This window comes from Streptomyces sp. NPDC008086, from assembly GCF_042957325.1.
GTDB lineage: Bacteria > Actinomycetota > Actinomycetes > Streptomycetales > Streptomycetaceae > Streptomyces.
Genome location: NZ_JBIBIA010000008.1, coordinates 255,188 through 269,268 on the forward strand (window position 1 = coordinate 255,188; position 14,081 = coordinate 269,268).

Annotated in this window: 9 protein-coding genes; 6 read left to right on the forward strand and 3 right to left on the reverse strand. The window is 71.5% G+C overall.

Going from position 1 to position 14,081, the window contains the following annotated elements:
* Positions 1 to 125: 125 nt before the first annotated feature.
* On the forward strand, positions 126 to 2,852 hold the full coding sequence (gene polA / locus ACFZBP_RS28580; protein ID WP_391417235.1) for a DNA polymerase I: 2,727 nt from the start codon (positions 126 to 128) through the stop codon (positions 2,850 to 2,852).
* A 536-nt stretch (positions 2,853 to 3,388) separates the two neighbouring features.
* Here polA and ACFZBP_RS28585 read toward each other — a convergent pair.
* A complete protein-coding gene (locus tag ACFZBP_RS28585) occupies positions 3,389 to 4,252 on the reverse strand; it encodes a DUF4184 family protein (RefSeq protein WP_391417237.1) in 864 nt (287 codons plus the stop codon).
* A gap of 333 nt (positions 4,253 to 4,585) precedes the next feature.
* On the opposite strand from ACFZBP_RS28585, the gene ACFZBP_RS28590 reads away from it, so the two are divergent.
* From ACFZBP_RS28590 to ACFZBP_RS28600, 3 genes are all read left to right on the forward strand, one after another.
* Positions 4,586 to 6,340, forward strand: a complete 1,755-nt coding sequence (locus ACFZBP_RS28590; RefSeq protein ID WP_391417239.1) for a lytic murein transglycosylase — start codon at positions 4,586 to 4,588, stop codon at positions 6,338 to 6,340.
* A 156-nt stretch (positions 6,341 to 6,496) separates the two neighbouring features.
* A complete protein-coding gene (locus ACFZBP_RS28595) occupies positions 6,497 to 6,631 on the forward strand; it encodes an SPW_0924 family protein (RefSeq protein WP_107122876.1) in 135 nt (44 codons plus the stop codon).
* 41 nt (positions 6,632 to 6,672) lie between these two features.
* Positions 6,673 to 7,665: a porin PorA family protein gene (locus ACFZBP_RS28600; protein WP_391417242.1), complete on the forward strand. Its 993-nt coding sequence runs from the start codon at positions 6,673 to 6,675 to the stop codon at positions 7,663 to 7,665.
* On the opposite strand, the gene hrpB is transcribed toward ACFZBP_RS28600, so the two are convergent.
* Both hrpB and ACFZBP_RS28610 read right to left on the reverse strand, forming a co-directional pair.
* Entirely contained in the window at positions 7,655 to 10,135 is a 2,481-nt protein-coding gene (gene hrpB, locus ACFZBP_RS28605) for an ATP-dependent helicase HrpB (protein WP_391417244.1), read from the reverse strand. The two genes, ACFZBP_RS28600 and hrpB, sit on opposite strands and share 11 nt — an antisense overlap.
* Positions 10,136 to 10,139: 4 nt before the next feature.
* Complete coding sequence (locus ACFZBP_RS28610) at positions 10,140 to 10,967, reverse strand: methyltransferase domain-containing protein (RefSeq protein WP_391417604.1); 828 nt, start codon at positions 10,965 to 10,967, stop codon at positions 10,140 to 10,142.
* 399 nt (positions 10,968 to 11,366) lie between these two features.
* Here ACFZBP_RS28610 and rpsA point away from each other — a divergent pair, with 399 nt between their 5' ends.
* Positions 11,367 to 12,863 (forward strand): 30S ribosomal protein S1, encoded by a 1,497-nt coding sequence (gene rpsA, locus ACFZBP_RS28615; protein ID WP_383444882.1) that lies wholly within the window; start codon positions 11,367 to 11,369, stop codon positions 12,861 to 12,863.
* Positions 12,864 to 13,099: 236 nt separating this feature from the next.
* Positions 13,100 to 14,038, forward strand: coding sequence for a PAC2 family protein (locus ACFZBP_RS28620; protein ID WP_383444885.1), 939 nt, complete (start codon positions 13,100 to 13,102; stop codon positions 14,036 to 14,038).
* The last annotated feature ends 43 nt before the right edge of the window (positions 14,039 to 14,081 follow it).

Genomic DNA, 14,081 nt, shown 5'->3' on the forward strand with positions numbered 1-14,081 from the left:
CTCTGTGTACACGTGTGAGGTACATCTCCGATCCTCGCACGCGGGACCGACAACGGGGGCGGGGGGCCCGGGGAGGGAGTGCGGAGGGGGACCGACTGTCAGTGGGGCGTGGCAGGATCGGGGACGTGGCAGAGACAGCAGCGAAGCAGACCGACAACACCCCCGGCGGCAGCCGGCCGCGCCTGATGCTCATGGACGGGCACTCGCTGGCCTACCGCGCGTTCTTCGCGCTGCCCGCGGAGAACTTCACGACCGCGACGGGCCAGCCGACGAACGCGATCTACGGCTTCGCGTCGATGCTGGCGAACACGCTGCGCGACGAGGCGCCCACGCACTTCGCGGTGGCCTTCGACGTGTCCCGCAAGACCTGGCGCTCCGCGGAGTTCACCGAGTACAAGGCGAACCGCTCCAAGACCCCGGACGAGTTCAAGGGCCAGGTCGAGCTGATCGGCGAGCTGCTCGACGCGATGCACGTCTCGCGGTTCGCGATCGACGGCTTCGAGGCCGACGACGTGATCGCCACGCTCGCCACCCAGGCCGAGGCCGACGGCTTCGAGGTGCTGATCGTCACCGGCGACCGGGACTCCTTCCAGCTGGTCAGCGAGCACACCACGGTGCTGTACCCGACCAAGGGCGTCTCCGAGCTGACCCGCTTCACCCCGGAGAAGGTCTTCGAGAAGTACGGCCTCACGCCCGCCCAGTACCCCGACTTCGCCGCCCTGCGCGGCGACCCGTCCGACAACCTGCCGGGCATCCCGGGCGTCGGCGAGAAGACGGCCGCCAAGTGGATCAACCAGTTCGGCTCCTTCGCCGAGCTGGTCGAGCGCGTCGAGGAAGTCAAGGGCAAGGCCGGCCAGAACCTCCGCGACCACCTGGAGTCCGTCAAGCTCAACCGCCGGCTGACCGAGCTGGAGCGCCAGGTCGAGCTGCCCAAGACCGTGGCCGACGTCGCGCGCGTGCCCTACGACCGCAAGGCCGTCGCGATGATCCTGGACACCCTGGAGATCCGAAACCCCTCCCTGCGCGAGCGGCTCTTCGGCGTCGACCCCGGAGCCGAGGAGGCCGAGGCCACCCCGATCGCGACCGAAGGCGTGGAGATCGACGGCTCGGTCCTCGGCACCGGCGAGCTGGCCCCCTGGCTCGCCGAGCACGGCGCCGGGCTGCTCGGCGTGGCCACCGTCGACACCTGGGCGCTCGGCACCGGCTCGGTCGCCGAGGTCGCGCTCGCGGCCGCCGACGGCACGGCCGGCTGGTTCGACCCGTCGCAGCTGGACGAGGCCGATGAGAAGTCCTTCGCAGCCTGGCTGGCCGACGCCGACAAGCCGAAGGTCTTCCACAACGCCAAGGGCGCGATGCGGGTCTTCGCCGAGCACGGCTGGACCATCGAGGGCGTGCGCATGGACACCGCGCTCGCCGCCTACCTGGTCAAGCCGGGCCGCCGCTCCTTCGACCTGGACGCGCTGTCCCTGGAGTACCTGCACCGCGAGCTGGCCCCCGCCGCCGCGGCCGACGGTCAGCTGGCCTTCGGCACGGACGACGGAGCCGAGGCCGAGGCGCTGATGATCCAGGCCCGCGCGGTCCTCGACCTGGGCGAGGCCTTCGAGAGCCGCCTGGCGGAGGTCGGCGCCGCGGACCTGCTCCGCGACATGGAGCTGCCGACCTCCGCCCTGCTGGCCCGGATGGAGCGGCACGGCATCGCGGCCGACCGGGCCCACCTGGAGGCCATGGAGCAGATGTTCGCGGGCGCCGTGCAGCAGGCGGTGAAGGAGGCGCACGCCGCGGCCGGGCACGAGTTCAACCTGGGCTCGCCCAAGCAGCTCCAGGAGGTCCTCTTCGGCGAACTCGCCCTGCCCAAGACGAAGAAGACCAAGACCGGCTACACCACGGACGCCGACGCCCTGGCCTGGCTCGCCACCCAGACGGACAACGAACTGCCGGTCATCATGCTCCGCCACCGCGAGCAGGCGAAGCTCCGTGTCACCGTCGAGGGGCTGATCAAGACGATCGCCGCGGACGGCCGTATCCACACGACCTTCAACCAGACGGTCGCCGCGACCGGCCGCCTGTCCTCGACCGACCCGAACCTGCAGAACATCCCGGTCCGCACCGACGAGGGCCGCGCGATCCGCCGGGGCTTCGTGGTCGGCGAGGGCTACGAGTCCCTGATGACCGCGGACTACAGCCAGATCGAGCTGCGCGTCATGGCCCACCTCTCCGAGGACGAGGGTCTGATCGAGGCCTTCACCTCGGGCGAGGACCTGCACACCACGGCCGCCTCCCAGGTCTTCGCCGTGGAGCCCACCGCGGTGGACGCGGAGATGCGCCGCAAGATCAAGGCCATGTCGTACGGCCTGGCCTACGGGCTCTCCGCCTTCGGCCTCTCCCAGCAGCTGAACATCGACGCCGGCGAGGCCCGCGCCCTGATGGACGCCTACTTCGAGCGCTTCGGCGGCGTCCGCGACTACCTGCGCCGCGCGGTCGACGAGGCCCGGGCGACGGGCTACACGGCGACCCTCTTCGGCCGCCGCCGCTACCTCCCCGACCTCAACAGCGACAACCGCCAGCGTCGCGAGGCCGCCGAGCGCATGGCCCTCAACGCCCCCATCCAGGGCACGGCGGCCGACATCGTCAAGATCGCCATGCTCAACGTGGACCGCGCCCTGCGCGAGGAGAACCTCACCTCCCGCATGCTCCTCCAGGTCCACGACGAAATCGTCCTGGAGATCGCCCCCGGCGAGCGGGCCACCGCGGAGGAACTCGTCCGCCGCGAGATGTCCAACGCCGTCCACCTCCGAGTCCCCCTGGGCGTCTCGGTAGGCGCTGGCCCGGACTGGGAATCAGCGGCCCACTAGCTCAGGGACGGACCGTCTGTGGATGCCGGGACTGGTACCCCCCGTCCCGGCATCCCGTGCATCTCGGGACAGGGCACTGCAAGGCCCCTGAAGGGGCGCGGGGAACCGCGCGACCAGCCACGCACCACCCGCACCCCCCAAGGCGACCGCAACCACGCAAACGCTCAGGCACCCGCACCCACCCCCCAACCGCCCCCACCAGCCACAACGCGAGGCACCCGGCCCGACCCCCGGAGGGACCGTCACCCACGCGGCCCCCACAAACACGCCCCACCCACCCGGCACCCGTAAGGATGCCGACATGGGTATACGCACGCTCCACCGCCGGCAGGCCCCGGCACCGGCGCAAGCGACCGCCGACCATCCGCCGAGCCCGGCGCAGCCACCCGTGGCCACCGACGCCAGCACCGCCCGCATCCCGGTCGACCCGCTGACCACATGGCGACAGACGGTGACAACGCTCCGCACCCGCCTCACCCACCGGACACAGAGATGGTCCGAGTTCGCCCGCGGCTACGCGTCCCTCGCCCTCGCCGTCACCCTGCTCCCACGGTCCCGCCCCGGAGGGACCCGGCCCCATCCGAACCCCCACTGCCAGGCCCCGGAACCGGACGCCACACCCTGACCCCCACGGCATACAGCAGCAGCCCCAGCACAAGCCCCGCGCCCGCCCCGAAGCACAGCGTCGGGATCAGCTCCCAGTACCTCGCGGTCGACCCCCAGTAGTCCCACCAGCGCGACGCCCGCTGCACCGCCGCAACCCCCGCCAACCCGCCGATCACCGCGCCGGCCAGCCACCGGTCCCGTACCGAGAGCACCGGCACCCCGACCGGCGCGGCGGCAGGGGTCCGCCGTAGCGCCACGACCACGAACGCGGCGATGACGACGGCGGCGACCGCCGAACCGCCGTACTGCAGGTACCAGTACAACGGCGATCCCGCGATCTCCTCGCCCAGGACCGGGAACAGCCGCATCCCCCAGCGGTCGAGGTGCGTGAACGCGTCCCACACGACATGGGTCAGCGCACCGAGCGCGGCCGAGACGTACCAGCGCGCCGCCAGCGACGGCCCTACACGCGCGCGTGGCGCCCCGCAGCGCAACAGCGTGGCCGGCCGGCCCTGCCGTCGGAGCGGCAGGAGGGCGACCAGCGGCTCGCGCAGCAGCAGCCACAGGCCCACCAGAGCCCAGGCGACCACGACGTCGACCGTGAACACCCCCGGGAACGAGTGCGTGACATCGCCGAACTCCATCGCCTCCGGCAGGACACTCGCCACGTAATAGGTCATGTCGGGAGAGAAGGAACCCGCCACCAGCGCGGCCGGTACGAGCGCGCCCCGGCCGGTTCCGTCGGTGCGTACGGCAGGCAGTACGGCCGCCGCGTGGCTGAGCGTGAACGGCAACGAGGCTCCTTGTGCGGGGTGTTGGCGGGCAGGTCGGCCCGGGGAGTCGGAGTGGCCAGTATGCGGGACACCGCCGGTCGCACCGGCGCGCGGAACCGTATATGGCCAACCGGTAAAAATCGGGCACCAACGGGTGCCCCCGCAAAGGAAGTTGTCGTAGGGTCGCCTGGGTCACCGTGCCGGGGAGCCCGGTCGAACAAGTGAACAGCGACAGAAAACGCGCCGCGAGGGCAACTGTCGCGGCGAGTCGATCGTCACAACAGGGGCGGGCTCGGTACGGCGGGCCCCGCAGACAGCGTCGGGCGCAGGGCGTCCGCAGGAGGGGTCCACTACATGGCGGCGCAATTCGGCAGGCTGCGCAAGGGGGCGGTGAACACCACCGTGGCCGCGGTCGCGGTGGCGGCGCTGGCCGCGTCCCAGGCTCCGGGAGTGACGACCGACGACGCCGGCAGACAGGTCGCCACCGGAACCCAGCCCTCACCGGACACGGCCGCCGAGGACAGCGCGACCGGCAACTCGCCGTACTACACGGACCTGCCGCCGCTCAACAGCCCCAACCCCTCGCCGTCCGCCGACACTCCCGTCACCCCGGGCACCAGCGAGGCGGGCATCCCCGCGACCGTCCTCGACGCCTACAAGAAGGCGGAGACCGCGCTCCGGGAGGCCAAGCCCGGCTGCAACCTGCCGTGGCAGCTCCTCGCCGCCATCGGCAAGGTCGAGTCGGGGCAGGCCCGCGGCGGCCGCGTCGATGCCAACGGCACCACGATCTCCCGCATCCTCGGCCCGCAGCTCAACGGCAACGGCTTCGCGAACATCGGCGACACCGACAACGGCGCCTACGACGGCGACAGCTCCTACGACCGCGCCGTCGGCCCCATGCAGTTCATCCCGTCCACCTGGGAGTGGGCCGGCCGTGACGGCAACGGCGACGGCAAGAGGGACCCCAACAACGTCTACGACGCCGCGCTCGCCGCCGGCCACTACCTGTGCCGCTTCGGCTGGGACCTCTCCACCCAGGGCGACCTCGACCGCGCGATCCTCAGCTACAACAACTCGCAGGACTACCTGAACCTCGTCATGAGGTGGCTGGAGTACTACCGCAAGGGCACCCACGAGATCCCGGACGGCACGGGCACCCTCCCGTCCGACCGCAGCGACGACTCGGCGGGCGCGAGCCCCACGCCGACGGCTCCCGTCACGCCCACCACACCCGCCGAGCCCGCCACGCCGACGACGCCGAGCAGCCCCCGGCCCGGCGACAACGGCGGCTCCGGCAGCCCCGCCCCCACTCCGCCGGGCACGACCCCGCCGCCCACCACCACGCCGCCCACCCCCACCGACACCGTCCACCACCTTCAGGACGCGGGCACCGCGAAGCTCACGGCGATGGCGGGCGACACCTTCACCGAGCGGATCAGCACCCGCGCCGAGACCCAGGCCGGCAAGGCCGTCGCCAAGGTCCGGGTCCGCTTCACCATCACCGGCGACACCGACGCCACCTTCAGCACCGGCGAGAAGTACGCCACCGCACTCACCGACAGCACGGGCCGGGTCGTGGCACCCGCGCTGAAGGCGGGCGAGGACACCGGCGAGTTCGTGGTCCGCGCCGTCGTCGTCGGCCGGGCGGTCGCCGGCCTCGACTACACGGCCACCGTCACCGAACGCGCCGCCGACACCCTGACCCGCACCAGCGAAACCGCGCTGACCTGCACGCCGGGCGGCGAGTTCGCCGACCAGGTCGAGGTGAAGGCGACGTACAACGGCGCCGTGGCGGACAAGGTCGCGGCCACCGCCACGCTGGTCAAGTCGGCGGACGACCCGGCCGAGAACGACAAGGGCCCCTACTTCAAGGACGCCGACGGCAAGACCGTACGCACCCTGACCGGTCTGACCACGGACGCCAAGGGCCTGCTCAAGCTGCCGAAGCTGTACGCCGACGACACCACGGGCACGTTCCTGCTCCGCGTCAACACCGCGGGCGGCGCGACCCTGACCGTCGAACTGAAGGTCGCGGCGGCCGACACGTCGCCCAGTCCGACCCCGTCGGAGTCGGAATCCGGGTCGGCGTCGGCGAGCCCGACCGCGTAGACCCCGCGGGATCCGAACGAGGGGCGCCCCCCCGCCACGGCGGACCGGGCGCCCCTCGCATGTGCGCGACGTGTTCTCATCTCGCCCGCCCGTTGCTACGGTGCCGAACCTGACGAAGTATCAGATGTCCTGGCTCCGGGATCCCGGGAGGCCCGTATGCGCGCCCTGATCGCCGCCGCGACCGGTCTCGCCGTCGCGCTCGCCCTGGTGTTCACCATCACCGCGCTCGGCAGCCCGGCCGGCGAGACGTCCCCCAAACCGCTGCTCACGACGGTGCCCGCACACCCCTGACCGCCCGTCCGACCGTCAGCCCGTCCGGGAGGGAGGCCGAGATGCGCCGCAAGGCCGGCCTGATCCTGCTCGCCCTCGCCGTGTTCTTCGCGGCGCTGTCCCCGCTGCTGCGCTGGTACGCCTTCCCGCGCCTGGCCAAGATCCCGGCCAACCAGTACCAGGACATGGTCCTGGAGGCGAAGGACGCCACCCTCCTCGACTACGGCACCATGCAGGCCCGCAAGGTCCCCAAGGTCACCATCGTGCAGACCCTGAAGGGCAACGTCGAGGAGTCGGAGAAGATCGAGAGGACGGCGGGCAGGGACGTGGTCGTCTGGGACGGTCTGTCCTACGTCGTCGGCCCCGACGGCAAGATGGTCTCCAAGATCCCCGAGCGCTACATCTTCGACGCCCACACCCAGGAACCCGTCCACGCCACCGGTGAGATGGTCGACGGCGACCCGGTCCGGCGGCAGGGCATCGAGTTCAAGTGGCCCTTCCTGACGGAGAAACGGGACTACGAGTACTTCGACGCCCAGGCCCGCGTCACCGCCCCCATCCACTACAAGGGCACCCGGGACTTCCGCGGCGTCGACGTCTACTACTTCGAGCAGACCATCCCGTGGACGAAGGTCAGGTTCCCCAGGACGATGCCGGTCGAGGGCATCACCCCGGAGTCGGTCGCCAAGACCGGCACCACCCGCTGGTACACCACCGTCCGCAAGTTCTGGGTCGAGCCCCTCACCGGCGCCCCCGTCTACGGCGAGGAGATCCACAAGGAGGAACTGCGCGGCGGCACCCTCCTCGGCGGCCGGGACAAGGTCACGGCGTTCGCCGGCCACGTGAAGATGCGCGAGGACTACATCGAGTCCACGGTCGAGCTGGTCAAGTCCAACCGCACGCTGGTCCTGCTGATGACGTCGTACCTGCCCTGGGGCTTCCTGGCCCTCGGCCTGCTGCTCCTGGCACTCGCCCTCTACCTGGAGGCACGCGGCCGCCGCCCCGGCGATCCCGAGCCCACGAAGGACAGCGAGCCCGAACCGGTCACCGCCTGAGCCGGGCGTTGGTGTGCCGGGTCGGCTCGGCACCGGCCGGGTCCTCCGGCCAGGGATGCTTCGGATAGCGCCCGCGCAGCTCCGCCCGTACGCCGTGGTAGCCGTCCTTCCAGAAGGAGGCGAGGTCGGCGGTGACAGCGGCGGGACGACCGGCGGGGGAGAGCAGATGGACGAGGAGCGGCACCCCGGCGACGGACGGCGACTCGTGCAACCCGAACATCTCCTGCAACTTCACGGCGAGCACGGGCTGTTCCGGGTCCCCGTAGTCGATCCGGATCCTGGACCCACTCGGCACCTCGATGCGCTCGGGCGCCAGCTCGTCGAGCCGCCCCGCTGCACCCGACGCCCAGGGCAACAACCGTGCGAGCGCCTGCCCCGCGTCGATCCGCCCGAGGTCCGCCCGCCGCCCGGCCCGCCCCAGCTCGGGCTCCAGCCACTCGTCCACGCGAGCGTGCAGCGCGTCGTCGGACACCTCGGGCCAGGGATCGCCGAGGTGCAGACGGAGGAACGCGAGCCGTTGCCGCAGTACCAGGGCGTCGGGAGTCCACCGCAGCAGGCCGAACCCTTCCCGCCGCAGCCCTTCGAGGAGCGCGTCGCGTACGAGTACGGGGTCGGCGTTCCGCAAGGGCCGCGCCGCGAGCTCGATCGCCCCCAGCCGCTCGACCCGCCGGGCGACGACGTCCCCGTCGGCCCAGTGGACCTCCTGGCTCTCGCCGTACAGCGAGGCCGCCGCGGAGCGGGCCATGTCCTCGTCCATCACGGCGGCGAGCTGCACGCGCGCGTGCCCCTTGCCGACCGGACGGTCCGCGACGGCCACGGCGAGCCACGGGGCACCGCGCAAGGGGCTGCCGTCGGCGAGTTCGGCCCGCGTACCGGAGGCCATGAGGTAGGAACCGCCGTCGGCCTTGGCGACGCGCTCGGGGAAGGCGAGGGCGGCGACGAGGCCCACCGTCCGGTCGTCCGCGCCACCCGCCGCAGCGCTCTCACCGCCCGACCGCAGCCGCCGCACCTCCGCACGCCAGCGGCCCGCGTACGTGTCCCCGCCGCGCCGAGCCGCCCTCAGCGCGGCCGCCAGGTCGTCGCCGTACTCCCGCGGAGCCTCCTCGCTCAGCAGCGCGACCACCTCGGCACCGCCCGCAGCGGACGTGTCCAGCAGCGCCCGCCCCAGCCGGGGATGCAACCCCAACCGGGCCAGCTCGGCGCCCCGAGCCGTGGCCCGCCCGTCGGTTTCCACCGCCCCGACGGCCGTCAGCACGCTTCGCGCCGCCGCCATCGCCCCACCCGGAGGCGGATCCAGCAGCGCCAGCCCCGACGCGTCCGGATCGCCCCAGCACGCCGCCTGCAACGCGAACGCCGTCAGGTCGGCCACCTTGATCTCCGGCGACGGGAAGCGCGGCAGCCGCACGTCCTCGGCCTGCGCCCAGCACCGGTACACCGCCCCCGGCGCCTCACGCCCGGCCCGCCCCGCCCGCTGCCGCCCGGCGGCCTGCGAGGCCCGGACCGTCGTCAGCGCGCTCAGCCCGCGCGCGTGGTCGACGCGAGGCTCCCGCGCCAGCCCGGAGTCGACGACCACCCGCACCCCGGGAACCGTCAGCGACGACTCCGCCACGGACGTCGCCAGCACGACCCGGCGCCGCTCCCCACCGGCCAGCACCGCGTCCTGCACGGCCGCCGACGCCCGCCCGTGCACCTGCAACACCTCGACGTCCCCGAGACCACCCAGCTGCCCGGCCACCCACGCGATCTCGCCCACGCCCGGCAGAAAACACAGCACGTCCCCCGTCCGCTCGGCCAGCGCCCGCCGCACCACCGACGCCACGTGTGTCAGCAGCGCCGGATCGACGCGCATCCCGTGCGGCGGCCGTACCGGACGCGCAGGTGGCGCCCACACCACGTCCACGGGATGCGAGACGCCCTCGGCCTCGACCACCGGCGCGTCACCCAGCAGCCGCGCCCACCCGGCCGCGTCCGTCGTCGCCGACGCGGCCACCAGCCGCAGCTCCGGCCGCAGCGCCTGCCGTACGTCCCACAGGAACGCGGCGACCGTGTCCGCGTCCAGATGCCGCTCGTGGCACTCGTCGAGGATCACGACGTCCACGCCTGCGAGCTCCTGGTCGCGCTGCAGCCGCTGGAGCAGGACGCCGGTGGTGACGACCTCCACGCGTGCGTGGCGCCCGACGACCCGCTCCCCGCGCACGGTGTAGCCGACGCTCCCACCGACCCTCTCGCCCAGCAGCCACGCCATCCGCCGCGCGGCGGCCCGGGCGGCGATCCGCCGGGGCTCGGCGACGACGACCCGCCGCGCCGGCCCGTCACCCAGCAGCCCCGCGAGGGCCAGTGGCACCAGCGTCGTCTTGCCGGTGCCGGGCGGCGCGACCAGCACAGCGGTGCCGTGCGTGTCCAGGGCCTCGGTCAGACCGGGCAGGGCGCCGCGTACGGGCAGCGTGTCCAGGGCGTCGTAACGGATCACGCTCTCAGTCTCGTACGCACACGAAGATCGCCGTCCCCGGGATCAGGTTCCCGCGCAGCGGCGACCAGCCGCCCCATTCCGCGGTGTTCCAGGCCGGCCACTCCGGCTCGACCAGGTCCACCAGCCGCAGGTCCGCCGCCACGACGTCCCGCACCCGGTCGCCGATCGTCCGGTGGTGCTCGACGTAGACCGCGCGGCCCTCCTCGTCCTGCTCGACGTACGGCGTGCGGTCGAAGTACGAGGCCGAGACGGACAGGCCCTCCGGTCCCGGCTCGTCCGGGAACGCCCAGCGGACGGGATGGGTGACGGAGAAGACGAAACGGCCGCCCGGGCGCAGAACCCGCCGCACCTCCCGCAGCACCAGCACCGGGTCGGCGACGAACGGCAGCGCCCCGTACGCCGAGCACGCCAGGTCGAAGGAGGCGTCGGCGAAGGGGAGGGCGCCGGCGTCGGCGCACACCAGCGGGAACGCGCTCCCGATGCGCAGGGCGTGCTGGAGCTGGCGGTGGGAGATGTCCAGGGCGACCGGACGGGCCCCCTGCGCGGTCAGCCAGCGCGAGCACTGGGCGGCGCCGGCGCCGATCTCCAGGACGTCCTTGCCCTTGAGGTCCTCCGGCGGCCCGAGCAGCTCGGCCTCCACCTCGTCCAGCCCCTCCGGCCCCCACACGAAGCGGTCGTCACCGAGGAACGTGCCGTGCTCGATCTGGTACTCGTCCGCGTTGCGGTCCCACCAGCCCCGGTTGGCGCGGGAACTCTCGGCGACGCCGGCCTGACGCCGCGTGGCCTCCGGCTCGTCGGACGCGATCTCGGGCGATACGGGCTCTTGGATGATCGGCTCCCTCGTCGTACTCTTCCGTCACCTGAATGGCGCGGCCCCTCACGGTGGTGTCACAGGAGGGGTGCTCCAAGGCCTGCGTGGCCTCAGGGCTGCGTCCGATTTGCGGCTACCGCCGCGGGGGTTTTGTGCCGGGTATGCGGCGATCCGCCCCGGGTGTGCGCCTTCGCGCATTGACCCTGCCCGGCTGCCCCCGTATGCTACAAGTTGCGCTGCGGGCCTGCGCACCTCAGACGTAGCAGGCTGCGCTCGCATCTGTTGTATGTCCCCTCGGTTGTCGAGGCGCCACCGGATTTCTGTGGCGCTTCCTAGGCTGTCCGGCTTCTTCAGAGCGATACGGGCTCCCGGCGTAGCAGTACCTACGACTTCAATGTCCGTACCGGAGCCCTTTCCCACATGACGAGCAGCACCGAGACCACCGCCACCACCCCGCAGGTAGCGGTCAACGACATCGGTAACGAGGAAGCCTTCCTCGCCGCGATCGACGAGACGATCAAGTACTTCAACGACGGCGACATCGTCGACGGCGTCATCGTGAAGGTCGACCGGGACGAGGTCCTGCTCGACATCGGTTACAAGACCGAAGGCGTGATCCCGAGCCGCGAACTCTCGATCAAGCACGACGTCGACCCCAACGAGGTCGTCGCCGTCGGTGACGAGATCGAAGCCCTTGTTCTCCAGAAGGAGGACAAGGAAGGCCGCCTGATCCTCTCGAAGAAGCGCGCCCAGTACGAGCGTGCCTGGGGCACCATCGAGAAGATCAAGGAAGAGGACGGGATCGTCACCGGTACCGTCATCGAGGTCGTCAAGGGTGGTCTCATCCTCGACATCGGCCTCCGTGGCTTCCTCCCGGCCTCCCTGGTCGAGATGCGCCGCGTTCGCGACCTCCAGCCCTACGTGGGCAAGGAGCTCGAGGCGAAGATCATCGAGCTGGACAAGAACCGCAACAACGTGGTCCTGTCCCGCCGTGCCTGGCTGGAGCAGACCCAGTCCGAGGTCCGCCAGACGTTCCTCACCACCCTCCAGAAGGGTCAGGTCCGTTCCGGCGTCGTCTCCTCGATCGTCAACTTCGGTGCCTTCGTGGACCTGGGTGGCGTCGACGGTCTGGTCCACGTCTCCGAGCTCTCCTGGAAGCACATCGACCACCCGTCCGAGGTTGTCGAGGTCGGCCAGGAAGTCACCGTCGAGGTCCTCGACGTCGACATGGACCGCGAGCGTGTCTCCCTGTCGCTGAAGGCGACGCAGGAAGACCCGTGGCAGCAGTTCGCCCGGACCCACCAGATCGGTCAGGTCGTCCCGGGTAAGGTCACCAAGCTGGTTCCGTTCGGTGCGTTCGTCCGCGTGGACGAGGGCATCGAGGGTCTGGTCCACATCTCCGAGCTGGCCGAGCGCCACGTGGAGATCCCGGAGCAGGTCGTCCAGGTCAACGACGAGATCTTCGTCAAGGTCATCGACATCGACCTCGAGCGCCGTCGCATCAGCCTCTCGCTGAAGCAGGCCAACGAGTCCTTCGGTGCCGACCCGGCCTCGGTCGAGTTCGACCCGACCCTGTACGGCATGGCCGCGTCCTACGACGACCAGGGCAACTACATCTACCCCGAGGGCTTCGACCCCGAGACCAACGACTGGCTCGAGGGTTACGAGAAGCAGCGCGAGGAGTGGGAGCGCCAGTACGCCGAGGCGCAGACCCGCTTCGAGCAGCACCAGCAGCAGGTCATCAAGAGCCGCGAGGCCGATGCTGCCGCTGCTGCCGAGGGTGGCGACGCCGCGGGTGCGGCTCCGGCCGCGGGTGGCGGTTCGTACTCCTCCGAGGGTCCGGACAACTCCGGTGCCCTGGCTTCGGACGAGGCGCTTGCCGCGCTGCGCGAGAAGCTGGCGGGTGGGCAGAGCTGACGCCCACTGAGCAGTAGCTCTTGAACTGAGGGGCCGTACCTTTCGAGGTGCGGTCCCTCAGGCGTTTGTACGTTGTCCTTCGGGTGTGGGCCGGTGGGGACTTGTCGCGCAGTTCCCCGCGCCCGCCAAAGGCGGGGCGTTGCCCGTGCCGTTCTTGTGATCTTGGCCCTCTCCTCGGGGAATGCCCGTGCGCGTAAGGGTGTTGTCACGTACGGACACGAGGAGGAGCGGTCACTGTGCTTGATCCGCAGGGTTTGTACACGTGGGAGCCGAAGGGGCTGGCTGTCGTCGACATGGCGCTCGCCCAGGAGTCGGCCGGTCTTGTCATGCTCTACCACTTCGACGGATACATCGACGCGGGGGAGACCGGCGACCAGATCGTCGACGGACTCCTTGACTCGCTGCCCCACCAGGTCGTCGCCCGCTTCGACCACGACCGGCTGGTGGACTACCGTGCCCGCCGACCGCTGCTGACGTTCAAGCGCGACCGCTGGGCCGGCTACGAGGTGCCGGGCATAGAGGTGCGGCTCGTGCAGGACGCGACCGGGGCGCCGTTCCTGCTGCTGTCCGGGCCCGAGCCGGACGTGGAGTGGGAGCGCTTCGCCGCGGCCGTCAAGGAGATCGTGGAGCGGCTCGGGGTGCGCCTTTCGGTGAACTTCCACGGCATCCCCATGGGCGTCCCGCACACCCGTCCGGTCGGCGTCACCCCGCACGGCAACCGCACCGACCTCGTCCCGGGCCACAGCAGCCCCTTCGACGAGGCGCAGGTGCCCGGCAGTGCCGAGGCCCTGGTCGAGTACCGGCTGATGGAGGCCGGGCACGATGTGCTGGGCGTCGCCGCGCACGTCCCGCACTACATCGCCCGCTCCGCGTACCCGGACGCCGCCCTGACCGTCCTGGAGGCCGTGACCGCGGCGACCGGGCTGGTCCTGCCCGGCATCGCGCACTCCCTGCGCACGGAAGCCCACCGCACGCAGAACGAGATCGACCGGCAGATCCGCGAGGGCGACGAGGAGCTCACCAACCTGGTGGAGGGCCTCGAGCACCAGTACGACGCGATGGCGGGTGCCGAGTCCCGGGGCAACATGCTCGCCGAGCCCGTGGACATCCCGTCGGCGGACGAGATCGGGCGGGAGTTCGAGCGGTTCCTGGCGGAGCGGGAGGGCGACAACTGAGGGGGCCGGTCCCTGCCGGGGACGTTGTCAGTGGCAGGGCCTA